Source organism: Algoriphagus sp. CAU 1675 (assembly GCF_029222925.1).
Taxonomy (GTDB): Bacteria; Bacteroidota; Bacteroidia; order Cytophagales; family Cyclobacteriaceae; genus Algoriphagus.
Window position 1 is genome coordinate 375,834 of record NZ_JARHUI010000001.1, and the last position, 24,438, is coordinate 400,271.

A 24,438-nucleotide genomic window follows, 5' to 3' on the forward strand; every position below is an offset into this window, starting at 1 on the left:
TCAATCTGAATTTCCATGAACCCAATCACAATAGGCAGCTTTGAGGAGTTTGAAAAATTCAATGGTCAGGAGCTTGGTGCTTCGAGCTATTTTAGAATTACACAGCAACAAATCAATCTTTTTGCAGATGCCACTCATGACCATCAATGGATTCATACCGATCCCGAAAGGGCAAAAGTGGAGGGTGCATTTGGCAATACCATTGCCCATGGATACTTGACGCTGAGTATTGTTCCCCATTTGTGGGATCAGATTGTTCAGGTTAAAAACCTGAAAATGATGATCAATTATGGAATTGAATCGTTGAGATTTGCCAATCCGGTTTTGGTGGACAGCGAAGTAAGGCTGGTGGCAAAGTTGAAAAATGTGGCCAACCTCCGTGGTACTGTAAAGGCTGAAGTGGAGGTTAAGTTGGAAATCAAGGATCAAAAAAAGCCGGCATTCACCGGCGTTCTGGTATTTTTATATCATTTCAACTGATTAGGAAGCCAATAGGTCATTTACTACTGTCGCAGCACAAGAGCACCCAAAGGCTGCTGGCAAAAAGGACATGGTTCCATAAGCTGACTTCTTGAAATTGCTTCCATCGGTCATCATCAGACTTTCTTTGATTACGCGCTCTGTGGAAAAAACCGCCTTGAATCCACTGTGAATATTTCGCTTTTTGAGGCGTTTTCTGACAAATCTCGCCAGTTTGCATTCGTAGGTCTCGGCAATGTCCACTACCCTGATTTGGGTTGGGTCTACTTTTCCTCCAGCGCCCATTGAACTTACCAGCGGAAAACCTTTTTTGTAGGCCCCTTCGATCAGATGGAGTTTTGGAGTGAAGCTGTCGATGCAGTCAACCACGTAGTCGAACTCATTTTCCTCCAGCAATTGGGTCATTTTCTCTGGATTTAGAAACTCCCGAATAGCCCGCACCTTTAATTTGGGATTGATGGAAATCAAGCGCTCTTCCATCCAATCGGCTTTGTGCTGTCCCACGTTTTTTTGGGTGGCAGGTAGCTGTCTGTTGACGTTAGAAATATCCACAATGTCTCCGTCAATAATGGTCATTTGACCAACACCGGATCGGGCGATAAATTCCGCGGCAAATGACCCTACTCCCCCCAGGCCTACAACCAAGACATGCTTTTGAGCCAATTTTTCCAATCCGGATCTTCCGGTAATCAATTCTGTCCGGCTCAACCAGGCAAAGTCACTCATGAATTTTACGGTTTGAAATTTTATTCCAGTTGTAAACCACCTGATGCTGAAGCTGGTTCACAGAAAGCCCCAAAATTAATGAGGCGGCATTAAAAATCGAATGGATATTCAGTGAAGAATCATCGGTTTCAAAAAAAATCCGGTGCAAGGGGCAGGCTTTCAGCCATTGGGAGGCATTGGATTCGGGCTGTAACAAGGCCTTTCCAAAAGAGAAGTAAACTGGAAATTCCAGGAGCTGTTCTGCCAAATGGATTTTTTGATTGAAGCCATGCCAGATGATATTCGGGATTTTAGAGGAGCTTTTAAGAAATTCTAAGAGCAAATCATGTCCTTTGACACAGTGTAAAATCAGGGGAATTCCCAACCTGTAGGAAAGCTCAGCTTGGGCGGCAAAAGCTTCTTTTTGGAGGACAATTTCAGGCCCACGGAGTCTGTCAAAGCCTGCTTCACCTATAGCCAAAAACCTTTGATCGTCAGCTAGTTTAATGATTTCCTCCAGCTTGTTTTTCCAGTTAGCATCCAAAAACCAAGGGTGCAAACCTGCAGAATAATTGCCTGAATCTGGAGGAATGAGATTTGGTTTCAGGTTGTATATGGTATTTGTGAGGTTTCCCTGATGCGTATGAACGTCAAATAATTCCATACTTAAATATGAAAAAAAGCCGGGACTAGGCCGGCTTTTTTCTTCTTAAGAAAGGGTATCGGGAATGTTTAGTCCCCGATTCCTTCACTGGGTTTTAATTTTAAAGCTTTAAGCTCGTCCAATTAATCCAAACGGTTTCTTTCCTCGGAGCTACCTGAACTACTCTTTACGCGGAAGCTTTCACCTTTGGCAAATCGGTAGCGAAGCGTAAATCGAACACCTTGGTTGCTTCTGTATTGACGGAAGTTGGTGTCAATATTGGCGAAATCAATGTCTGCTTTTACAATCTGGCTTCGGAGTATGTCGGTACCATTTACGGAAATGCTGAGTTTGTCTTTCATGATACTTTTGGTCACCCCACCATCAACCCAAGCCAGTTTTTCGATTTTGCCCTGTCCCCAAATCTGTGGGCCTAGGTACATTCCAACCAACTCTATTTTAAAACCTTTTGGAAGGCTGATATTATGCTGGGAGCGGAACATATAGGATACTTGCTTATTGTCAAGGTAGTCATCCCCAATCATGGATTTGAACTGATTGTAGTTCACCTGTACCATATTGGATGCATTCCACCACTTGGTGATATCTACTGGGACAATTCCTCTGAAATTCACATTACGGGTTTTATCGACGTTATCAGTGAAAGTCGTAGTGGTTTTAGCCTCCTCATCCTGGACAAAGATCTGCATAAAAGCATCCTCAGTTTCGCTATAACCCAATGAGAACTGATAAGCCCCTTTGATTACATGGTTCATTTCGAAATTGTTGGAATACTGAGGAGTCAGACCTGGGTTTCCAGTTTCAGAAGTTAATGGGTCAATGTAGTAAATGAATGGGTTGAGCAATCGGTAGTTTGGACGATTGATTCTTCGATTCACATTGTAAACGATCTGGTAATTGTCACTGACCTTGTGCTGTACAAACAAGCTCGGAAATAGGTTGAAATATTCCTGTGTGTTTTTTTCTCCCAAGGTGACGGAATTGCCTGTGATATCCGAGTATTCCCCGCGAAGACCCAACTGATAGCTGATGTTTTTCTTGATGGAGCCTTTCAATGTGGTATAGGCTGCCAAAACATTTTCGTTGTAGATGAATCTGTTAGAATTCGGATCAGCAGTATAGGCACCCTCACCAATGGCGCGGCTCAAGTCTAGATTATTATCAGATTCAACCCAGCTTCCTTTTAGACCGGTTTCAATTGTTTTTCCACCTTTCAACGGCTTGACAAAGTCCACTTTGGCAGTCAAAATGGTGTAGTACATGTCATTGAGGGTACGGATTCTGTCCTGGGTTCCGTTTTCAGGATTGCTTCCTGTCCAGTAATCATTGGTAAGGACAGACTGACTTCCGGCATCCATGATGGTATAGTCAATGTCCGAACTGATCTTAGTTCCCAATGTATCCAATTTGCCGTCGTAGTGTAGGTTTCCAAAGAAACGATCCCTAGTTCCACTTGCTGCATTGGCAGACTCAATGTAGCTGCCTTCTGTAGTCCCACCGGAAGTGATTTCCGTGTACGAGGAACTATTATTGACATCATCTGATCTGGATGCCTGCACATTGAGACCAATATTGTGATTTTTGTTCACCTCATAATTGGCTGACCCCGTGAAATTGGGTGTTTTATAGCGCTGCTTGATTCTGGAGGTTTGATTGAAATTAGAAAGAGCCTCTTCTGTTGTGAAGTTTCTATAAATGTCCAAGTCGTTGTAAAACGCGAACTCATTGTAATTAAGGTTGGCATTGGTTGTCCATTTCCCTTTTTTTACATTCAGACTAACTCCTCCAATTGGAGCGAAAAGTCCGTTGTACTGGCCTCCCAACTGAACATTACCAAATACTCCGTCTACGGTGTTTTTCTTCAAGATGATATTGATGACACCAGCCGAACCTTCCGCATCGAATCTTGCGGAGGGGTTGTTGATCACTTCAATACTTTTGATGTTTTCTGCAGGCATGGATCGTAGGAAATTAGCCAAATCAGTGGCGCTCATATAGGTTTGGCGATCATTGATCATGACAGTCACCCCGCTTCTCCCATTTAGGTTGATATTGCCGTCTTGGTCAACATAGACCCCAGGAGATCTACCAATGACGTCCAGCGTATTTGAGCCTTCTGCCATTACTGTGCCTTCAACATTGACTACTGTTTTGTCCGGCTCGATGATGATTTCAGGTCGGGAGGATTTAACGGTCACCTCATCGAGTCCGGTCATTTCGTCCTCGATGGTGATGGTTCCCATATCCTTTGCCATTCCAGGACTAAGGTCGAATGACTCAGTCGTGAATGTTTTAAACCCAATGGATGACACCACTAGTGTTACTTTGGAAGATTTGACTGACTCAATCAAAAATCCTCCGTCTTCATCAGATACGGCTCCGTCAATTAACCCTCCGCCATCAACTGCAATCAGAGCGATGTTGGCAAAAGGAACTGCCTGACCGTTTTGGTCCTGAACTTTTCCGGAAATTTTGCTGATTTCTTTTGCAGCAAGGCTACTTATCCCAAACAGATAAAGGAAAAGTGTTAAAAAAAGAAAGTTGGTCGTTTTCATTTTTATAGATACTGTGTGTTTGAGTTCTTCTATGAAAATGAAATGCCAATGGAGCAAAATGGCTTAAATTCACTAAAAATGGCCTTTTTAGGATTTTGCCAATACTTGAGCGTTGCAAAATCGGACACTATTCTTGCCTCAATCGGACAAAAAAATCCCCATGCGGGTTGCATGGGGATTAAAATTTTTTTGAGATAAAATGGATTACTTGGCTGCAGCGTATCGCTTGCTTACCTCGTCCCAATTAATCACATTCCAGAAGGCAGAGATGTAATCCGGTCTTCTGTTTTGGTAGTTTAGGTAATAGGCATGTTCCCACACGTCAATACCCAAGATAGGAGTACCTTTGATTTCGGCTACATCCATCAGCGGATTGTCCTGATTTGGAGTAGAGGATACTGCCAGACCATTTTCGGTCACGACCAACCAAGCCCATCCTGACCCAAATCGGGTTGCAGCAGCTTTGTTGAAAGTATCTTGAAATTCTTCAAAGGTGCCAAATTTAGCATTGATGGCATCTGCCAATTCTCCGCTTGGCTTACCTCCTCCAGTTGGGCTAAGTATGGTCCAAAATAGAGTATGGTTGAAGTGCCCGCCCCCATTGTTTCGAACAGCAGTATGCGCACCTGCTACTTTCATCAATTCTTCAAGGGACATATTTTCCAAGTCAGTTCCTGCAACGGCATTGTTCAGGTTGGTAACATAGGCATTGTGGTGCTTTCCGTGGTGAATCTCCATGGTCCTCGCATCAATATGCGGTTCCAAGGCACCAAAAGCATAAGGCAAAGCAGGTAGTTCAAAAGCCATTTGTTTAAAATTTATAGTTTAACATTGATTTAAAATACTAGAAAGAATCTTTGTAGAAAACCGAATGATCTGGGAAAAGGTTCTCTAATTTTAAATTTCCTCCTATTTTCTGAGTTTTTTAAAAAATTCCAACAAAAGTTGCTCCGATTCGGAAGCCAGTGTCCCGGAAAAAAGTTTGGTTTTGGGATGTAAAATATCAGCATGGGTATGGCGAAAGCCTCTTTTAGGATCACTTGCCCCAAAATGTACTTCTCCTATTTGTGACCAAAAAAGGGCCCCTGCACACATGGTGCAAGGTTCCAGTGTCACGTATAATTTGCAATCAGGCAGGTATTTGGCACCCAGATAATTTGCCGCAGAGGTAATAGCCACCATTTCGGCATGGGCTGTTACATCCTGAAGACGCTCTGTTTGATTGTAAGCCCTTGCAATAATTCTGTTGTTGCTCACGATGACTGCCCCTACTGGGATTTCGCCCTCCTCAAAAGCTATTTTTGCTTGTTTGAGGGCTTCACTCATGAAGTATTCGTGAGAAAACAATTCCATTTACCGGAAGAAATCCAGGATTTCGTTTCTAACGCCCTCATTGATGATGACTGCTAGAATCAAGGATACAACCAAACCTATAAAGGCCTTGGTAATGTCTTTTCCAGCAAGTGAAAAAGCGCGGTATCTCCAGGCGTTTTTCTTTTTGGCTTTTCCATGCTTACCCAGAGCAATGGCCAATTCTCTACCTCCCAACAAGCCGATGAATACCCAAGTTGTACTCATTGGTACTTTGCTGTAGATTTTGAAATAGAAAAGGATAAGAGCATAGACAAAATCAACGATAGTTGCGGCCCGAACATCCGTAACGTTGGTTTTTTCCGTGACAATACCTTGGATTTTGTCTCCTTTGAGATAAAAAAGAAAGCCCAGTCCAATGAATACAAATCCAGCGTAAACTATAAATTCAATGGTATCGAGCTGTCTGGGAAGGAATACTGCAATATTGGCAGCATCCTGCATGATCCATACAGACCAAAGTGTACCAGAAGTGACCCACTGCAGGACCAACCAATAAGGTTTTGCCTCACCTTTTAGGTAGTTCTTTACAAATCGCTCCAATGCAAACCACACTACAATTGCTATTGAGAAAGCAAGAAGGTAGCCAATGAAACTTTTAACCATCACATCTCCTATAGTCCCTGCTTTGTAAGTGAAGACATTGAGCAAAAGGAAAGTGGTAGATACAGGCATTCTTAGCCTGGTCATAATCAATAAAACAATCGGAGCTGCAAGTTGTAGGAAGACAAAGCTTTCCGGTGCTTTTTCTAAGCCTTTGGTGGTAAGTCGCTCATAGCTGACATCACCGCCTAAAGTAAACCAGCTGTATGAAATGGTTCCTACCCATATTAGACCCATGAAAAGCCATAAGTAGTACCATTTTCTATTTTGGTTGGAGGCAATGAAAGTTCCAATGGTTTGAATACTGTCATTTGCGATTGCTGAATATGCTGCCAATGCAAAACCAAACCACATTGCCGGATAGGTGTATGGTGTGATGATTGCAGCTATAGAAATCAGAATAGAAATGATAATCAGGAATGGCTTTTCCTTCTTAGTAAAGTCGAAGAGGGAATAAGCGGTCTTTGATAGCTTTTCCTGGTTGATATTCTGGTCTATGTTTTTTTTGGCCATGGTAAGGGCTTATGGATCAGAGGGCAAAATTAAGGAAGTTATTTTGCTTACTTATGTTAACAAATTGTTAAGTAAAGATAAATCCTACTTATCCACACTCAAAACGACTTGGAAATCGCAAAAAAATTTCAACTTTTGTTGATAATTTTGAGAATAATTTGGAATCTCAGCCCATCACGTTCAAGTCAATAGGATAAATAGTTGGAGTTGATCCAAGGCTAAAACTTTGTAAAATCGACGAATGGAAAGCTGGGAAAATCAGGAGCCAGAACTGAAGCAAGGAAATAAAGGGAAAAGCTATCTCTACATGTTGGTCGCTTTTCTGCTTTTTATTTTTGCAATTGACTTGCTGACCGTTTCGATGAGCCAGCTCAACAATTCTGTTGCAAAAGATCTGTTTCTTGCGACAAAAAACCCCTTTGTCAGTCTCTTCATTGGATTACTGATGACTGCTTTGATACAAAGCAGCTCTACTGTAACAGCCAGTGTGGTGGCAGTTGTGGCCTCAGGAAGCATGACTCTTGAGCAGGCGGTTCCGTTGGTCATGGGAGCCAATGTGGGTACTACCCTGACCTCCACCTTGGTTTCCTTCTCCTATATTATGAAGAAGAAGGCCTTTAAGAGGGCGCTTTCTGCAGGGATTTTGCATGATATTTTCAATATCCTGACCGTGCTTATACTACTTCCACTGGAGCTGTATTTCAGGATACTATCCAAGTTGGCTGTGTTTTTTGCACATATTTTTGCTCCAAATGCTGATTTTGAAGGAGAGGTGGTATTCCATAAGGTATTTACCAGACCTCTCACAGAATGGATCAATGAGGTGATAGATATCCCGTTCCTGACCACTATCATGGCAGTGTTTTTGGTGTTTGGCGCCATCAAATTATTAGCATCCTCTGTCTACAAGGCATTTGTGCTTGACAGCTTCAAGGATATTAGCAACCTGATTTTCAAGAAAACAGTCATGGCTTTAATTTATGGTTTGTTTTTTACAGCGGCAGTTCAATCCAGCACGGTAACCACTTCCCTGATTGTTCCTTTGGTAGCTAATAAAAAAGTATCCCTTAAAAAAGTATTCCCTTTTATTGTGGGAGCGAATATCGGAACAACGATTACAGCGGCGATTGCAGCCATATATAAAAGTGAAGCTGCTATCGCCCTCGCTATTGTGCATTTCCTGTTTAATACCTTCGGAGCATTGATAATCCTTTCAATTCCATCGGTAAGAAACCTTCCGGTCAAACTAGCCCTCTACATGGGGACAAAATCTGCCGAATCCCGTTTGATTGGGTTTGCCTATATCTTATTAGCTTTTTTCATTATCCCATTCTTGCTGATTTATTTCAGCAATGACTAGGGATTTTGGTTTCTCCAGGCTTCCATGAGTGCTTTGGCAGAACTGGTTCCTATTCGATCAGCACCTGCTTCTATGAGTTGAATTGCAAGTTCCAAAGTTTTGATCCCCCCGCTAGCCTTGATTCCGGTATGGGAGGAGAGAGTTTTACGCATCAGTGCAATATCCTCGACTTTAGCTCCCGAACTTGCATAGCCGGTGGAAGTTTTTACGAAATCTGCCCCTGCATCCTGGCAAATAAGGCAGGCTTCCTGGATTTGGGATTCATTGAGATAGGCTGTTTCAATGATTACTTTGAGAACCCTTTCTTCTTCATGACAGATTTTGGCGATTTGCGCTATTTCGATTTTTGGCCAGTTCATGCCAGAATGATAGGCTGTCTGTGACCAAACCAAGTCCAACTCATCCGCACCATGACTGATGGCTTCCTTGGTTTCAAATACCTTGGTCGCTGTATCCTGATAGCCAAAAGGGAACCCGATGACAGTCACAAGCTGTATGTCAAAGTCTTTGATTTCCCGATGGACTTTTTTGAGCCAAAATGGTGGTACACATATACCTATAAATGCTTCTTCTATGGCTTCCCGAACCAATAAGTCCACTTCCGTGGAAGTCATGGTTGGTTTCAGCAAGGTTGATTCCAGATATCTGTTTAGTTTATTCATTTGGAAATACGTAATCTCTTAAATACATGAATTCAAGGGTTAAGTCCCCATCTCTGGCAATAGTCCCCCCTTCCAGTATTGGTGAAGGTTCATCTAGCAAAGCTGGAATGACCCATTTGATCAACTGGTTGCCAAAGTCCTGGCTTGCTTCTCTGGGAAGTTCGCAGGGAAGGTTGTCAATTGCCATCACTGAAATACTGGATTGACTTCCAAAAGCCGGTAGTTCCATTCTAGTATTTCGGTCAATATCATAAACAGGGGAGTGAATAGTCGATGCCCGAATTGTCGTCGGAATGGATCCATTAATATCGCAGGTGATATCCCCAATGACCGAAATACCAAACTCTTCGGAGGAGATATCCTCCAATTCGAAAAGACGGGGAGCTTTGGGGTTCCAATAAGCGGCCCCAATGAGGATTTCCCCCGCTTCGGCAAATTTTAGAAAATGGCTTTCGTAGCGGTCCGGATGTCGGTAAAACTCCTCACGGTCAAATCCCCCATCCGTTTTCCTTCTGTTGAAATCTTCAGAATGGAGGACAACATACACCGGCTCTTCAAAGTACTGATGGAGGAAGCTTTCATGGGAAACCTCTCGGATTGGAATTGAATTGAGGATTTCCTTGGCTCCATTTCCTACTCTGCCTGATCCTGTCATGATGATTTTGACCGGTGGAAGCTGGACCTTTTTCAGCTCCCTTTTCATTTCCTCCAAATCAAAACACTCATGAGCTCTCTTTAGGTCAAACAAGCCAGTTTTTTGACCATAGGCCCAGAGGGTATTGTAAGCTCCCACAACTCCAGCCCAATGTCCGAAAGCCACGACCCGGTTTCCAAAATTATCTTTTAGCACCTCGTAGTCGATGAGACGGATGTTTTTATCCAACACCGCTTGGAGAAGTCCGCGGTTGTAGGGCTGCTTTTTGATAGTATGAGAAAAGAAAAAATAGGTCTTGTCAGGGATCAGTTGCGCAACTGGCACCTCCTTAACGCCAAAGAGGATGTCGCAGCCTGACATATCCTCTATTACGGGTATGCCAGCTTCTTCAAATTCCTCATCTTTAAAACTTCGGACTGGGCTGGACTGAACACAGAAGCTGGCTTTTCCAGCCAAATGCTCTGTTAAATATTCCAATTGTTCCGGGGTAAACGGCGTACGTTTGTCTGGAGGGTTTTTTCCTTCGCGGATAATTCCGATTTTCATAAAAATACTTCCATTAACAGATAATAAATTTCAATGGAATACTTACTGCTAACTCTAAGTTGGGTTATATTCTATGGATTCCACAGCTTTCTAGCTGCCTCCAAGTTAAAAAGAATTCTGAAGGAGAAATTGGGTCGGGGCTATAAATGGTACAGGCTTTTCTATTCCTTGTTTTCTTTTCTCCTTTTTTTGGGGATTATAGTCCAATCGGCAATCATTCCGGTAGAATTGATTCTACCTCCATCCCCATGGATTGCCTATTTTGGATATATGTTTGCTGCAATTGGGACTATTATTGGAGTGAAGAGCAGCAAGGCGTATTCTTGGAAAAAATTTCTGGGCTTAATTCCGGAAGCAGAGAATGAAGCAGTGCAGGCTCTAAACACCTCCGGCTGGTATGCACGTACAAGACATCCTCTTTATTTTTCTCTTTTGTTGCTATTTGGGGGTTATTTTTTGGTGGCAGGTACCATTAGTGCTTTTGTACATTTGGCTTGCTTGATCCTTTACCTTCCTGTTGGGATTTATTTTGAAGAGCAAAACCTGATTGAGGTGTTTGGGGAGACTTATCGAACATATCAAAAAACAGTACCTTCTTTTTTTCCAAGGCTATCAAAGAAAAATGGGGCCTAAGCCCCATTTTTAATCGATTCCTTTGAAGTCCACGTCAAACCGTAAGACTGAGTTGGCGGGAATATCTTCATTGCTGGTTTGATCTCTATACCCATACGGAGACGGGACAATGATCACAGCTTTAGATCCGGGTCTTAGTCTTCTGAACCCAATTTCCCAACCCTGAATGACCGAGCCTGACCCAATCACAAAGCTAAATGTGATGTAGTCCCTGTTCTCTTGGAAAATGTCGTTGTCTCTGGCTATGGATTCGATGCTCGTATCGAATACGGAACCATCACTGATTAAGGATCCTGTATAATCGGCATAGACTACTGTTCCGTTGGAGGGACGAGTTCCCACTCCTTCCTCTTGTACGATAACTACCACGCCACTTGGGTCGTGGATTCTGTAAAGACTGTCAATTTCTGCTGTCTCCAGATAATCATCGATTTTCACCCGATCAATTGCCAGATTCCCTTCTACATCATAGACCGGTCCTACATTAAATGGGTTGTTAGGTTCGCAGGAGGCAAACACTAATAGAGAAAGAAGAACTATTCCAGAATAAAGCTTTTTCATTGGTGTCATTGCGTAGGTCCGTCGATGACCTGAATCAAGTCTAATTCAAAGATGAGAGGGGAGTTCGCAGGGATATCTCCCGCTGCAGAACTTCCGTAGCCATACAAGGAAGGCATTATGATGGTAATCTTATCCCCTTGTTCCATTTGGGCTACCCCGTATTCAAAACCTGGGATCAGGCTTCTGTTTCCGAGACGGAACTTTAAAGGGATATAATTTCTGTTTTCGGAAAAGATGTTGTTGGCTTTTGCTACCGATTCTATGGAGGTATCAAAAACTCGATTGGTCAGCAACTTTCCTGTGTAATTCACTCTGGCTGTATCTCCATCCACAATTTTGATCCCACTATTGGAAACCTCCTGCCAGAAAATCCGGATTCCGGTATATTCATCATTGATTGCCTTTACACTTGTGATTGGGTTGGCATCCAAATATTCCTGAATGGCCTCCAAGTCCTTTTGAAATAAAATCTCCTCTGTGGCCTGATTATCAATACAGGAAGTGAAGAAGATCGCAAATCCCATTAGGAGTGTCATGAGTGGAAAGAATCTGAATTTCATAGCATTTGGTTTAGTATGTTACTGTAGATGAATTCCAGTCCGGTTTATTTTTGAACGTCCGTCACTTCAACGTCAAAAATCAAAATGGAGTTTGGTCCGATCAATCCTCCAGCACCGTTTTCTCCGTATGCCAATGGAGAAGGGATCAAAAACTTAGCCTTTGAGCCTTTTTTCAACAGCATCAATCCCTCGTCCCAGCCTGGAATAACCTGACCCATTCCTACATTTACAGGAAGTGGTTCGTAAGGGCGCTGAGGATTATAGATGTTGTTTTCTTTGGCAATTTCTTCATAAGAAGTATCGAAAAGTGTTCCGTCAAGAAGGTAACCTGCATAGTTAACATACATAGTGGTTCCTGGGCTGATTGCATCTCCAGTTCCTTCTGCTTCGATCACATAGTATAGACCATTTTCTGTTTTCTGAACATCCAGTCCTTTTTCAGCCGCATATTCTTCAATTTTTTGGCCTTCTTCCACTACCAATACCTTGGCTCTTTCTGCCCTTTTTACATTTTCAGCTTCCAGGGTTTTGGTGTAAAAGTCCTGCATGGCCATCTCATCCATGATTTCGAATGCACCGAGGTTGACCTTTACCACATCGTCTTCGTTGAGAAATGCAGGGAAATTAGGACCAAAAATGATTTTGGCCGTTGATTCAAATGCAATGCTGTCTCCTTTTTTCAAACCCAAGAAGATTTCGTCCATGCCATTATTTGCAGGGAGGGAATCGTTGGCCATTAAATAACCTGGGAATGGTTGATCCACGGTGGAGTAGATAACAGAGTCATTTGCAGTTTTAATTTCAAGATGGTATAGTAAATAGTCTCCGTTAGGAGCTTTTTCGCTTCCTTCTTTGATATAAGTGTACTCAATCCCGTCTTTGGCAGTCACCTTGGTTTTCTGACAAGAGGAAATTACGCTGGTTCCAAGCATAATAGCGAGGATAGCCAAAAGGCTCTTAGGGTTTTTCATAAAGGTTAGATGAATTTTCAAGTGTTTTTTGTTTCGGTCAATCTGCTGACAGGGCCTCATGATGAAATAATTCCTCTTGGTTTTTTTCGACCAAGGATTCAAATTTTTCAAGGGTTTCCTTTAGACTGCTTTCCGATTTTCCACCTGCTGCATTTTTATGTCCACCTCCGTTGAAGTAAGACGCAGCAAATTTGTTAACCGCTACTTCTGGGGAGGAACGGAAGGAAATTTTGATCCCGTCCTCTCGCTCAGAGAATAAGGCAGCCAGCTTGATGCCATCCAAAGATAATGCATAATTGACCAATCCTTCAGTGTCTCCAGTACGGCTTTGATATTTTTTAAGATCTTTTTTGCTGATCGCAAAATAGGCTGTATGGATGTCTTCACGGACAATCAATCTTCGGCTGATGGCAAATCCAATGAACTTGAGTCTGTTGACAGAGTTGGAGTCGTAGATCCAGTTGGCGATTTGGGAGGCGTTTGCTCCGAGTTCTAGGAGTTCGGCTACCACCAAATGGACGTTTTTGGTGGTATTGGGGTGTCTGAAACCTCCGGTATCGGTCATGATCCCCGCATACAGGCATTCGGCTGTTGCTTTGTCGATCAGGTTTTTGTCTCCGAGTTCCACAATCAGCTCATAGACCAACTCACAGGTGGCGGCTGCTTCAGTACTCCAATAGCGGAAGTCTGCGAAATCTTCCGGGTCCTGGTGGTGGTCTATATTGACGATATAGGCTTCCGACTGACGGATCAATTCCCCAAGTTCATCCACCCTACCGAGTACTGAAAAATCAAGACAAAAAATCATCTCGGCATTTTTCAGTGCTTTTTTGGCAAGTTCATGATCCTCTTGTTTGGTGAAATCCAATACCGAGTCGTTTCCTTCCATCCAGTACAGAAAGGAAGGATAATCGGATGGGGTCACCACGGTCACTTCATGCCCTTTTTTGATCAGGTAGTTAGCGAGACCCAAAGAAGAACCCAGCGCGTCAGCGTCAGGTTTAACATGGGTGGTGATGAATATTTTTTTGGGGGATGATAGTTCTTTTTTAAATGAGGCTAATGCTTCCATTTTATATAATCAACGGCACTTAGGCACTAGTAGTCCGCAAAGGTCAGGATTTTTTTGACAATTCCCAATTCAGGCATTTCATTGAAAATGAATTAAATAGAATATAATTCGGGGAGATTTTTCGGATAATGCAGGCAAAATCTCTATTTTTGCGCCCGAATTAAACCAATGTAAACTCAAAAACTAATGGCAGGAAACAGAACATTCACCATGATCAAGCCTGATGCATTCGAGGCTGGAAATTCAGGAGCAATCCTGAAAATGATTGAAGAGGCAGGCTTTAAGATTGTGGCTATGAAAGCAACTCGACTTACTCCGGAATTGGCAGGTAAATTTTACGAAGTTCACAAAGAAAGACCTTTCTATGCGGATCTTTGTGCATATATGTCCTCTGGACCGATCATTGCCGCTATTCTTGAAAAAGATAATGCTGTGGAAGATTTCAGAACGTTGATCGGAGCTACAAATCCTGCAAATGCTGCTGAAGGTACCATCCGTAAGATTTTTGCGAAGTCAATCGAAGCAAATGCTGTTCACGGATCTGACTCTGACGAAAACGCTGCGATTGAAGGAAATTTTTATTTCTCTCAAACTGAGCGTGTAATCTAATTTCAGGATTACTGGTCAAAATAAAAGAAAAGCGCCCAAATGGGCGCTTTTTTTGTGTTTAGCCAAGGGATGGAGTTTTTGATGCAAGGAGTGTTGAGCTTACCAGCTTCCACCGGCACCTCCTCCGCCAAAGCTTCCTCCTCCGAATCCACCGAATCCGCCGCCACCGCCGCCGAATCCGCCAAAGCTTCCACCACCTGAAGAAAAGTCTCCGTATTTTCCACGGTTACCCCCCTTGAGCATGTTTGCTAGCATGATGGTAGTCCAGAGATCAATTCCTCCTCCTTTGCCTCCCATATGATTGTCATTGTCTTTTCGGTTTTTGATCAGAGGCAATATGACAAATAGGATGAGGAAGATGAGCAATATCAGAAATCCTCCACCCTGGTTTCCATCCGAAACGACTTCCTCAGCTTGGTATTCTCCAGAGGCCAATTTGATGATCATATCCGTGGCTTGGTCCAGACCTTCGAAGTAGGATTCCATTTTAAAATTAGGAATGATCAGATTACTGACAATTCGTTTTGCCAGAGCATCAGGTACGACTCCCTCCATTCCATAACCGGTAGCTATAAAAACTTTACGGTCTTCCATAGCACCTAGAATCAGGATACCGTTGTCATTTTTTCCTCCTATGCCCCATAGGTCTCCCAATTGGAATGCATAGTCTGATATATCGTATTGACCTACAGACCGCATTAGTACAATGGCAATCTGGGTAGAGGTACTGTCACTGTAGGCCACCAGTTTTTGCTCTAATCTATTGGCTTCTTGTGCCGATAGGGTTCCCGTGTAATCATTTACCAGACGTGGGGGGTTGGGGACCGGGGGAAAATCCTGCGCAAAGAGAGCGGAGCTTCCCCAAATGAACAGAAGGCTTAGAAGTAGGGTATGGATTTTATTTTCCAAATGAAATCTCATCAGAAAGTTCGTTTTGGTCGGTGTCTTTTTGATAGGGGAAATGATCAGCAAGCTGTTCACCAGCCATTTTGATCCCTTCCATCAGACCCTGGGTGAATAAGCCTTGTTTAAATAGGCCTGCCATATGGTTTTTGATGTTTTCCCAAAAATTTTCGGGTACCACCTGATTTATTCCTGCGTCTCCAAGGATGGCAAAGCGGTGATCCAGGACTGCCAAATAAAACAAGACCCCGTTTCTGTCCTTAGTCTGGTACATTTTTAGGGTTTCGAAGACCTCCGCAGCCCTGTCAAGAACCTCACCTTTACAGTGTGATTCGATGTGGACTTGGATTTCACCTGAAGTGGAAGTTTCTGCAGAGCGGATGGCATCCACAATTCGCTCCCGCTCTGCAGAGGAGAATAATTTCTCAGCCATAGCTTAAGAATTAAAATTGTACGGTTGGGGCATTTTCAGCTCCAGCAGCAGCAGTGAAGGTTCCTTTGGTCTCAAAGCCATACCAGCCCGCGAAAATATTGTTTGGGAAGGTTCTTAAGTTGGTGTTATAGGAGACCACCGATTCATTGAAATTTCTACGGGCTACCGCAATTCTATTTTCTGTTCCTTCCAGTTGAGCCTGAAGCTCCAGGAAGTTTTGGTTTGCCTTGAGATCAGGATAGCGCTCTACAGTGACCAACAATCTGCTTAAGGCTCCAGAAAGCTGATCTTGGGCCTGCTGAAACTGCTGGATATTTTCAGGTGTCAAGTTGGTAGGATCCAAAGTCATGGAAGTAGCCTTAGCTCTAGCTTCTACAACTCCAGTTAGGGTCTCCTGCTCAAAGTCCGCATAACCCTTCACCGTGTTGACCAAGTTGGGAATTAGGTCAGCTCTTCGCTGATATTGGGTCTCAACTTCAGCCCATTGTCCATTTACCTGTTCTTCGGTCTGTACAAATTGATTGTAAGTACCCACCGCTTTAGTGTAGATAAAGATTCCGACCACGGCCAGGATTAAAATCGGGATTAATAATTTTTTCATTTTTATTCGTTGGTTTTCTAATTCTGAATACTGACGGATTATGTAAGGAGAAGTTGTTTTTTCTCATTTGCTTAGTCCAAAAGTAGGCAATTTTATCAGTTTGGAGCCCTTTCGTTCTAAATTTGACGTTTCAGTTCGATCATGATTTTTAGATCTTCATAGGTAGTGAGCGTTTCATCGAAGTACCTTCTGAGTTCAAACTGTATTTCTTTTCCTTCCTCGGATTTGAGCAACTTGATCATGTCAGAAAGATCCCAAAGTTCGGCAGGGATTTTATTGACCTTGAGGATTTCGTCAAATTGCTTAATTCCTGCTTTGTATGCCGGAGATCCGGGCCGTACCATTCCAATATAAAATCTGGTTTCGTCCGTTGGGATTTTTTTGATCACTACTCCGCTCATGTCAAATTGGAATGGAGCATAAAAACCTTCCCCCCTTTTCATCAAAGCTCTGCCCCTAGGGTAGTCCAAAATCATTCTGGTTCGTCCGAGAATCTCTGAACCCAAACTACCCAATCTGCCGGTTTCCAAAATGATGTGGCTGAAGGCGGTTTCTTCCGGGTAGGAAGTAAGGACTTGCTGTAGCTTAAGTCCCCCGATTTTCAGCGCATCCACCCGTCCTATCAATCCATATAAGACTCCTCCTAGACTTTGTCCCAATTCAGTTTCCAAAAAAAGAGGGGGGAGTTTAATATCTGTGCTGGTTTCTCGATTGAGCAACAATCCATGATTTGCACCTGTATCTATCAGGAGTTTGGAATTTAAGCTTGCCCCTTCTTTTTGCTTGATTTTCGCAAGAATGTAAGGTTTTCCGTTTTCCACAGTCATGGGAAGCTTTTTGTAAAAAGGAGGAGCCCATTTTATTGCCTCAGGACTGTAAAAATCCATTTTCCCTTCATCATAGTTGATTTTGACTGGGTTGAATTTGAAAAATTCATAACCGATGATCCCATAGATAGGAACCCCTATCACCGATTCAAGCTCCAGAAAATCCTCTTCCAATACCAATAAACTTTGAAGCCTTCCCTCGACAGGTCCCAGATCCAGATGGTTAATCGGGGAAATGGAAGCCATAAGTTCTTCGCTTCCATCCGCGCCAAGAAGGTTGATGCGTCTGCTGTATTCAAGTCCCATGGCATCTCCTAGGTTTTTGCTAAAGAGAATATTGGACCGCACACCTGTGTCCACTAAGAAGTTGATAGGATAATTGCCGTTTATTGATACAGGAAGAATGATTAGGCTGTTGGATGCTAAAAATGGGATGGTGACCCTCCGTTTGTCTTCTTTCATAAAAAATCCCGGTACCTGAGCCAGTGCCCAGGTTAGATTTATTATCAAAAGAAGTATTACTAGTGCTGTTTTATTGAGCATTTATTTAGGTGAAGGGTGCATTGAATAAGTTACCTAATTTTTAGACTTTATTCTATACTTATAACTTGACAGACAGGCCTCAAGGTTTCAATCCGGGTATAAAATTTTAATTAGACTGATATCAAATAACCCAGCTTTGCTCTATGTGTTTGGCGGAAATTGAAGAATAACTCATCTTTAATCTAAGAATAATCCCAAAAAATGGCAGATAAGGCACTTATAGAAAAGGCTAAGAAAATCTTCGAAAACTTTCTTCAAAAACAAGGAAGCAGAAAAACCCCTGAGCGGTTTTCAGTGATTGATGAACTATACTCACTCCCCGAAGATGAGCATATGGATGTGGAGGGACTGTTCCTTAGCATGCGTAACAAGGGCTATTCTATCAGCCGAGCTACCATTTACAATACCCTTGATCTCCTGGTGGAAAGTGGACTTGCCGTCAAACATCAATTCAAGGATAAAGTCGCGCTTTACGAGCAGGCCTTGACCTACAAGCATCATGACCACCATGTCTGCAATCAATGTCGAAAAATCAGGGAGTTTTCAGATCCCAAAATAAATGAGATCAAAGAGGCTATAGGGAAGGAATTTCAATCTGCTATCCAATCCCATTCTTTGGTACTTTATGGAGATTGCCAGATTGAAAACTGTGAAAACCTGAATCAGTTGTCCTGACCTTCTTTAAAGATTTTTCGGTAAATAGGCTTCCGGTAAAGAAACTGCAATAAGAGAGCTGGATAAAGCAAAAGGGTCATCAGGGAAAAGGGAGCCTCAAAATCTATTTCATCCCGGATCAAGGTTCCCGTTTCAGATTGGATAATTCTGTGTTTGTGTCTCCATTTTTTGAGAAAGAAGGGTAATTCAATGCCTTCGTCAATAAAATAAAACTCCGACTCCTTGCTTTCATCTTCTGTGATTTTACTGGTCCATATCTGCTTAAAAAGAAGAAAATTCAATTCCAAGGAGACCAAGTCACCAGTTCTGGATCCATCAAACCTGAGTATTTTAACTGGGGGAAAAGGTGGACTGAGCCGTTTGAAAAGGGACTCATTAAAGCCTTCCTTTACCTTAGGGAGTGATTTTTCGACATGGGTTTGAAGAGCGATTCTCATTGTATCAAAAGCTTAGTACAAAAAGCAAAAACAGGATAAGCCAGATTCCATCCATGAATTGCCAATAAATGGTAAAGAGCCGGATTCTCATTTTTTCGAATGGATTGGTAAATACGATCAGACGCTGGATTCCATCCTTTTTAGTTTTCCTTAGTTGAATCCAAAGAATAAAGGCAAAGATCATTGCACCCAACAGGTGAAAAATGTGGATTCCTGACAATAGATATAGAAAGCTTCCACTTGGAATTCCCCTGAAATCAATATTCATAGATTGAAGTTCCACCCAACCCAAAAATTGCAAAAGGGTGAAGAGTGTCCCCAAAATCAGCGTATTTCTTAAGGATTGGATGATTTTTTGGGTTTTTTCCTCATTATAATACAGGCGCATTTTGGTGGCCGAATAACCGCTAACCATCAATAAAAAGGTAGAAATTAAAAATGAAATAGGGATTCTTCCTCCAAGACCTTCCAGTTGATTTAGAATGGAAAAAAGGAAAGCAACGGTCAAAAACAAAAAAATCAGCCCACTTCCGAGCATACCCAAATACAGCATGGTTTCATAAGGGTGCAGGCTCTCCAGTTTGTTAAGCCAAGTTTTGGATTCTTTTTCACTTTCCATCAAGGGCAAAACAATTTATAGTCCAGTAGGTTCACAAATTCACTTTGAAGATTTAAATCCCAGAGATAAAATCTGAATGCGCTAAATTGCGCAGGCAAATTATAACCTTGAGTAAACTTTGGATCGCCAGGCATTCCTTTCCATTTATCAATCTGACCCTTTCTTTCAGACGCTTGCTACAGAAATTTCTGCTGAAGGGAAAAAAATATACCAAATCAAAGGGCTTTCTGGGAGTTTGGATATGGTAATTTTCAGTGCCTTTTACCAAACCCACGGAGGCTTTCACCTGATCATAGCCCAAGATAAGGAGGAAGCAGCCTATCTCAATACCGACCTTCAGAGTCTGTTGGGGACTGAGGAGTTTATGGTATTCCCGTCCAGTTACAAGCGACCTTACCATTATGAGGAGGTGGACAATGCAAATGTCCTGATGCGGGCCGAAATCCTAAATGAGGTTTTGGAATCAAGGGATGGAAAAGGAATAGTGATTACTTACCCTGAAGCATTATATGAAAAAGTAATCAACAAGCGTGCCCTGAAAGAAAATACCATTTCCGCCAAAGTCGGAGAGTCTGTGGATATGGAGTTTCTGTCTGAGGTATTGACCAGTTATGATTTTGAGCGGACGGATTTTGTCTACGAGCCTGGACAGTTTGCCATCAGAGGGGGGATTTTGGACGTGTTTTCGTTTTCAAATGACAAGCCTTACCGGCTGGAGCTTTTTGGAAAGGAAATTGAAAGCATTCGGAGCTTTGATCCGGAAACTCAGCTTTCCATTGAAGAAATGGATCATATTTCCCTCATCCCGAACGTCCAAACCGAACTCTTCCAAGAAGTTCGCCAATCATTTCTAGGCTTTCTACCTACCTCAACTACCATTTGGATCAAGGACTTCCAGCTCACTCTTGACGTAATGACTGAGTGTTTTCACAAAGCGCAAAAAGAGTTTGACCTGATCATGGCCAAGACCAATGACACAAAATTGGTTTTGAAGCCCGAAGATTTGTTTGAGCAGGGCTCAGATTTCTCAGCTGCTGTTAAGGAATTTTCTTTGGTTGAATTCGGCAGGCAATTTTATCTCCACCCAAATGGACAGCTCATTTGGGACAGCCAGCCTCAGCCCTCTTTTAACAAGAATTTTGAGCTGTTGGTGTCGAGTTTAGCCGAAAATGAAAAGAAGGGCTTCACCAATATTCTGGTTGCAGAGAATGACAAACAGATTGATCGATTACTTGGGATTTTTCAGGAATTAGATCCTACGCTTCATGTTCAAAGCATGTTGCTTGGTCTTCGGGAGGGCTTTGAGGATAGAAAAACCAAATTGGTATGCTATACTGATCATCAGCTTTTTGAACGTTTCCACCGCTACAAATCCCGAAAAAAGGCTTCCAAATCCAAAGCTTTAACGCTTAAAGAGCTCAAGGCGCTTCATCCCGGCGACTATGTGGTGCACATAGATTACGGTGTAGGCCGTTTTGCCGGTTTGGAAAAAGTAGAGATCGGAGGCAAGAAGCAGGAAGCGGTGAGATTGATCTTTAGGGACGATGATCTGTTGTATGTCAACATTCACTCCCTGCATAAAATTTCCAAGTATTCTGGGCAAGAAGGTCAGGCTCCAGCCATGTCCAAATTGGGTTCACCGGACTGGGACAATAAAAAGAAACGAGCGAAGAAACAGGTCAAGGATATAGCCAAGGATCTGATTGCACTTTATGCCAAGAGGAGGACTGCTCCCGGCTATGCATTTTCTAAAGATTCGGTTTTACAGGTAGAACTTGAGAGCTCCTTTATCTATGAGGATACTCCAGATCAGGCAGCGGCCACATCGGATGTCAAAGCGGATATGGAAAAATCCTACCCAATGGACCGATTGGTTTGCGGAGATGTAGGATTTGGGAAAACGGAAGTTGCCATTCGTGCTGCATTTAAGGCGCTAAATGACAGAAAGCAGGTAGCTGTATTGGTACCAACGACCATTTTGGCTATGCAACATTACCAAACCTTCAAGGAAAGACTTGCAAATTTCCCTGTTCGGGTAGATTATATCAACCGTTTCAGAACAGCCAAAGAAATCAAGGAAATCATTCGGGATGTCAAGTCGGGGGAAATTGACATTCTGGTTGGAACCCATAAAATCGTCGGGAAAGACATAGAGTTTAAAGATTTGGGCTTACTGATTATTGACGAGGAGCAGAAGTTTGGAGTGAAGGTTAAAGACCAGCTGAAAAATCTCCGTGTCAATGTGGATGTACTGACCCTTACAGCGACCCCTATACCAAGGACCCTTCATTTTTCTCTGATGGGTGCTAGGGATCTTTCGGTGATAGCCACTCCACCGCCCAATCGACAGCCTGTGACTACGGAAGTTCAAACTTTTCAGGAAGAGGTGATCCGGGATGCTGTTTCCTATGAGTTGAGACGGGGAGGTCAGGTGTTTTTTGTACACAACCGCGTCGGAGAGATCGATAGTATTGCAAACCTAATTATGAAGCTTGTTCCCGATGCTAGAGTAGTCGGTGCACATGGTCAAATGGATGGCAAAAAGTTGGAGAAGATCATGGTGGATTTTATCAACCATGAATACGATGTGCTGGTTTCCACCAATATCATCGAATCCGGTCTCGATATACCGAATGCCAATACCATTATTATCAATAGAGCCCATATGTTTGGGCTGAGCGATTTGCATCAAATGAGAGGTCGGGTAGGGAGAAGCAACAAGAAGGCATTTTGCTATTTGTTGACCAGTCCGATGTCAGGGTTGACTCCGGAAGCCAGAAAGCGTCTTCAAACATTGGAGGAGTTCTCTGATTTAGGCGACGGGTTTAAAGTGGCAATGAAAGATTTGGATATCCGGGGTGCGGGGAATCTTTTGGGTGCTGAGCAAAGCGGATTTATTACAGACTTGGGTTTTGAAATGTATCATAAAATCCTGGATGAGGCTGTTCAGGAGTTGAAAGAAAATGAGTTTGCTGCCCTATTTGAGACTGATCTGAAGGAAAAGGTCAAGGTCTTGGTACAGGACTGTACAATTGAGACAGATTTGGAGTTATTGATTCCTGAGGATTATGTGAATAACATCAGCGAAAGATTGGGCTTGTATTCCAAGTTGGACTCCCTCAAAAATGAGGAGGAACTTGAGAAGTTTTCCTCCATGCTGGATGACCGATTTGGTCCTTTGCCTGAAGAAGTCAAAGACTTGATGGAGACGGTCAGATTGAGATGGAAAGCTGAGAAGCTGGGTATAGAAAAACTCGTGTTGAAAAACGGGCAGATGAAGTGCTATTTATTGCCTTCTACGAGAGATGATTTTTATTCCTCTCCGGTATTCCAGCAAATCATGCGAAGTGCCCAATTCCATTCCAAATACTTCAAAATAAAAGAACATAAAAATCGTTTAATTCTAACAGTTTCAGAAGTTTCTACCATTTCCAAGGCTCAGAATTGGCTAAAAATTATGCTTGAAAGTTAAATTTTTGAAAATTTTAACTGGCATAAATATTGCAGTTTTGACATATAAAATTGTATCATTTTCCCAATTTGCTTCATCTTCTGAGGATTTAAGGGTTTTGGCTTTGGTACTTCTGATTGGAAAGTACCAATCAATGGTTTTATATTAGTATTTTGAATTTGATCTAAACTCCATTTTATATGCGTTTGAGTAACAAATCCTGGGGCATGTGGGCAACCACTTTGGTAATAGTAGGAGGAGCTATATTGTCCTCATGTAATAAAACTCCGGGCTATGGCCGTAGAACAGCAAACAAGCCTGGAAAAGAGAGTGCCACCACGGGAGCACAGTTTTCTTTTGATGACAATGATTCCACCAATTTTTATGTGGCCAGAAATGCAGAGCAGATTCCAGGTCCAAACTTGAAATTCATTCAGGGAGGTCGTGCAGTATTGGGCTCTCAAGAAGAGGATATAATGGCCTTTAGAGACAATCTGGAAAGAACCGTGACTGTAGCCAATTTCTACATGGATGAAACCGAAATCACCAATAACGATTATCGGGAATTCTTATTTGATATGAAAAAGAAGGTAAGTGCAGACTCACTTGCCAAATTGGAGCCTTCAGAAAAAGTCTGGAGTGGGGCTATGTCCTTCAACGACATGTATCAGTCTTATTATTTCAGATTCCCGGGCTTTAATTTCTATCCAGTTGCGGGTGTTTCCTGGAGTCAGGCCAATACCTATGCCAAGTGGAGAACCGACTATGTGCAGGAATTGGTCCGTGAAGATAGAGGAATTGATTCCAGCTTTACCAAAAGTCAGTTGATCGAACGCGGAGTGGCGTTGGCAGATTATAGACTTCCAAGTGAGGCTGAGTGGGAATATGCAGCAAAAGCAATGATCGGCACTCAATATTTGGATGAAAATCAGGAATATGGACGTATCTATCCTTGGGACGGTCGTGGTGTAAGAAATCCATATAATGTGAAGAGAAAAGGAAAGCAGGGAGATTTCCTTGCTAACTTCAAGAGAGGCAGGGGTGACTATGCAGGTATTGCAGGTAACCAAACCAATGACGGGGAAATCCTCCCTACCAATGTGTATGATATGGCTCCAAATGATTTTGGCTTGTATCACATGGCTGGAAATATGAATGAATGGGTATATGACATCTATCGTCCATTGACCTACCAAGATTCAGATGATTTGAATCCATTGAGAAGGGATGGAGTTTATGATGAAGAAGAAAATTACGGAACCTCTCTTATTACAGATGAGATGCGTGTTTATAAAGGAGGAAGCTGGAGAGATGTGACCTATTGGCTGGCTCCAGGGACTAGACGCTTTATGCATCAGGATTCTTCCACCAACCATATTGGTTTCCGCTGTGCGATGATTTCAATTGGTGAAGTTGGAAAATAAGATTG

At 42.6% G+C, this 24,438-nt stretch carries 25 protein-coding genes; 7 read left to right on the plus strand and 18 right to left on the minus strand.

What is annotated here, in order from left to right; all coding sequences use genetic code 11:
* Window positions 1-15: 15 nt before the first annotated feature.
* Window positions 16-480, plus strand: coding sequence for a MaoC family dehydratase (locus tag P2G54_RS01655; RefSeq protein WP_275867556.1), 465 nt, complete (start codon window positions 16-18; stop codon window positions 478-480).
* Here P2G54_RS01655 and P2G54_RS01660 read toward each other — a convergent pair whose 3' ends face one another.
* The 6 genes from P2G54_RS01660 to P2G54_RS01685 form a co-directional block, all read right to left on the minus strand.
* Complete coding sequence (locus P2G54_RS01660; RefSeq protein ID WP_275867558.1) at window positions 481-1,206, minus strand: tRNA threonylcarbamoyladenosine dehydratase; 726 nt, start codon at window positions 1,204-1,206, stop codon at window positions 481-483.
* Window positions 1,199-1,849 (minus strand): TatD family hydrolase, encoded by a 651-nt coding sequence (locus P2G54_RS01665; protein WP_275867560.1) that lies wholly within the window; start codon window positions 1,847-1,849, stop codon window positions 1,199-1,201. The genes P2G54_RS01660 and P2G54_RS01665 overlap by 8 nt, the downstream gene beginning before the upstream one ends.
* Before the next feature lie 122 nt (window positions 1,850-1,971).
* Window positions 1,972-4,404 carry a TonB-dependent receptor gene (locus tag P2G54_RS01670; protein ID WP_275867562.1) on the minus strand — a complete coding sequence of 811 codons (2,433 nt, stop codon included), beginning with the start codon at window positions 4,402-4,404 and terminating at the stop codon, window positions 1,972-1,974.
* A gap of 204 nt (window positions 4,405-4,608) precedes the next feature.
* Window positions 4,609-5,211, minus strand: a complete 603-nt coding sequence (locus P2G54_RS01675; protein WP_275867565.1) for a superoxide dismutase — start codon at window positions 5,209-5,211, stop codon at window positions 4,609-4,611.
* A 102-nt stretch (window positions 5,212-5,313) separates the two neighbouring features.
* The gene (locus P2G54_RS01680; protein ID WP_275867567.1) at window positions 5,314-5,757 is read right to left on the minus strand and encodes a nucleoside deaminase; all 444 of its coding nucleotides are present in this window, start codon (window positions 5,755-5,757) and stop codon (window positions 5,314-5,316) included.
* Window positions 5,758-6,891 (minus strand): hypothetical protein, encoded by a 1,134-nt coding sequence (locus P2G54_RS01685; RefSeq protein ID WP_275867570.1) that lies wholly within the window; start codon window positions 6,889-6,891, stop codon window positions 5,758-5,760.
* 241 nt (window positions 6,892-7,132) lie between these two features.
* Between P2G54_RS01685 and P2G54_RS01690 the strand changes: the two genes are divergently transcribed.
* Window positions 7,133-8,251, plus strand: a complete 1,119-nt coding sequence (locus P2G54_RS01690; protein WP_275867572.1) for a Na/Pi symporter — start codon at window positions 7,133-7,135, stop codon at window positions 8,249-8,251.
* Here P2G54_RS01690 and deoC read toward each other — a convergent pair.
* Window positions 8,248-8,913, minus strand: a complete 666-nt coding sequence (deoC, locus tag P2G54_RS01695; protein WP_275867574.1) for a deoxyribose-phosphate aldolase — start codon at window positions 8,911-8,913, stop codon at window positions 8,248-8,250. The two genes, P2G54_RS01690 and deoC, sit on opposite strands and share 4 nt — an antisense overlap.
* On the minus strand, window positions 8,906-10,114 hold the full coding sequence (locus P2G54_RS01700; RefSeq protein ID WP_275867577.1) for an NAD(P)-dependent oxidoreductase: 1,209 nt from the start codon (window positions 10,112-10,114) through the stop codon (window positions 8,906-8,908). The genes deoC and P2G54_RS01700 overlap by 8 nt, the downstream gene beginning before the upstream one ends.
* Before the next feature lie 33 nt (window positions 10,115-10,147).
* Between P2G54_RS01700 and P2G54_RS01705 the strand changes: the two genes are divergently transcribed.
* A complete protein-coding gene (locus P2G54_RS01705) occupies window positions 10,148-10,747 on the plus strand; it encodes an NnrU family protein (RefSeq protein WP_275867579.1) in 600 nt (199 codons plus the stop codon).
* Window positions 10,748-10,756: 9 nt separating this feature from the next.
* Here P2G54_RS01705 and P2G54_RS01710 read toward each other — a convergent pair whose 3' ends face one another.
* Genes P2G54_RS01710 through P2G54_RS01725 form a run of 4 tightly spaced genes read right to left on the minus strand, consistent with a single transcriptional unit; the run spans window position 10,757 to window position 13,911 of the window.
* Entirely contained in the window at window positions 10,757-11,308 is a 552-nt protein-coding gene (locus tag P2G54_RS01710) for an FKBP-type peptidyl-prolyl cis-trans isomerase (RefSeq protein WP_275867582.1), read from the minus strand.
* A 5-nt stretch (window positions 11,309-11,313) separates the two neighbouring features.
* A complete protein-coding gene (locus tag P2G54_RS01715; RefSeq protein WP_275867584.1) occupies window positions 11,314-11,868 on the minus strand; it encodes an FKBP-type peptidyl-prolyl cis-trans isomerase in 555 nt (184 codons plus the stop codon).
* Window positions 11,869-11,912: 44 nt separating this feature from the next.
* Window positions 11,913-12,839: an FKBP-type peptidyl-prolyl cis-trans isomerase gene (locus P2G54_RS01720; protein ID WP_275867587.1), complete on the minus strand. Its 927-nt coding sequence runs from the start codon at window positions 12,837-12,839 to the stop codon at window positions 11,913-11,915.
* A 37-nt stretch (window positions 12,840-12,876) separates the two neighbouring features.
* The gene (locus P2G54_RS01725; protein ID WP_275867590.1) at window positions 12,877-13,911 is read right to left on the minus strand and encodes a bifunctional oligoribonuclease/PAP phosphatase NrnA; all 1,035 of its coding nucleotides are present in this window, start codon (window positions 13,909-13,911) and stop codon (window positions 12,877-12,879) included.
* A 186-nt stretch (window positions 13,912-14,097) separates the two neighbouring features.
* On the opposite strand from P2G54_RS01725, the gene P2G54_RS01730 reads away from it, so the two are divergent.
* Window positions 14,098-14,520 (plus strand): nucleoside-diphosphate kinase, encoded by a 423-nt coding sequence (locus P2G54_RS01730; RefSeq protein ID WP_275867592.1) that lies wholly within the window; start codon window positions 14,098-14,100, stop codon window positions 14,518-14,520.
* A gap of 99 nt (window positions 14,521-14,619) precedes the next feature.
* Here P2G54_RS01730 and P2G54_RS01735 read toward each other — a convergent pair whose 3' ends face one another.
* The 4 genes from P2G54_RS01735 to P2G54_RS01750 form a co-directional block, all read right to left on the minus strand.
* Window positions 14,620-15,441: a TPM domain-containing protein gene (locus P2G54_RS01735; RefSeq protein WP_275867594.1), complete on the minus strand. Its 822-nt coding sequence runs from the start codon at window positions 15,439-15,441 to the stop codon at window positions 14,620-14,622.
* Complete coding sequence (locus tag P2G54_RS01740) at window positions 15,419-15,856, minus strand: TPM domain-containing protein (RefSeq protein ID WP_275867596.1); 438 nt, start codon at window positions 15,854-15,856, stop codon at window positions 15,419-15,421. The genes P2G54_RS01735 and P2G54_RS01740 overlap by 23 nt, the downstream gene beginning before the upstream one ends.
* A gap of 10 nt (window positions 15,857-15,866) precedes the next feature.
* Complete coding sequence (locus tag P2G54_RS01745) at window positions 15,867-16,457, minus strand: LemA family protein (protein WP_275867598.1); 591 nt, start codon at window positions 16,455-16,457, stop codon at window positions 15,867-15,869.
* Window positions 16,458-16,573: 116 nt separating this feature from the next.
* Window positions 16,574-17,827 (minus strand): aspartyl protease family protein, encoded by a 1,254-nt coding sequence (locus P2G54_RS01750; protein WP_275867600.1) that lies wholly within the window; start codon window positions 17,825-17,827, stop codon window positions 16,574-16,576.
* A 201-nt stretch (window positions 17,828-18,028) separates the two neighbouring features.
* Here P2G54_RS01750 and P2G54_RS01755 point away from each other — a divergent pair, with 201 nt between their 5' ends.
* Window positions 18,029-18,502 carry a transcriptional repressor gene (locus tag P2G54_RS01755; RefSeq protein WP_275867602.1) on the plus strand — a complete coding sequence of 158 codons (474 nt, stop codon included), beginning with the start codon at window positions 18,029-18,031 and terminating at the stop codon, window positions 18,500-18,502.
* On the opposite strand, the gene P2G54_RS01760 is transcribed toward P2G54_RS01755, so the two are convergent.
* Both P2G54_RS01760 and P2G54_RS01765 read right to left on the minus strand, forming a co-directional pair.
* Window positions 18,490-18,939, minus strand: coding sequence for a hypothetical protein (locus P2G54_RS01760; protein ID WP_275867604.1), 450 nt, complete (start codon window positions 18,937-18,939; stop codon window positions 18,490-18,492). The two genes, P2G54_RS01755 and P2G54_RS01760, sit on opposite strands and share 13 nt — an antisense overlap.
* 4 nt (window positions 18,940-18,943) lie before the next feature.
* Window positions 18,944-19,558, minus strand: a complete 615-nt coding sequence (locus tag P2G54_RS01765) for a cytochrome c oxidase subunit 3 (protein ID WP_275867606.1) — start codon at window positions 19,556-19,558, stop codon at window positions 18,944-18,946.
* Window positions 19,559-19,676: 118 nt separating this feature from the next.
* Between P2G54_RS01765 and mfd the strand changes: the two genes are divergently transcribed.
* Both mfd and gldJ read left to right on the plus strand, forming a co-directional pair.
* Window positions 19,677-23,030, plus strand: coding sequence for a transcription-repair coupling factor (gene mfd, locus P2G54_RS01770; RefSeq protein ID WP_275867608.1), 3,354 nt, complete (start codon window positions 19,677-19,679; stop codon window positions 23,028-23,030).
* Window positions 23,031-23,209: 179 nt separating this feature from the next.
* Complete coding sequence (gldJ, locus tag P2G54_RS01775; protein WP_275867609.1) at window positions 23,210-24,433, plus strand: gliding motility lipoprotein GldJ; 1,224 nt, start codon at window positions 23,210-23,212, stop codon at window positions 24,431-24,433.
* Window positions 24,434-24,438: the final 5 nt, after the last annotated feature.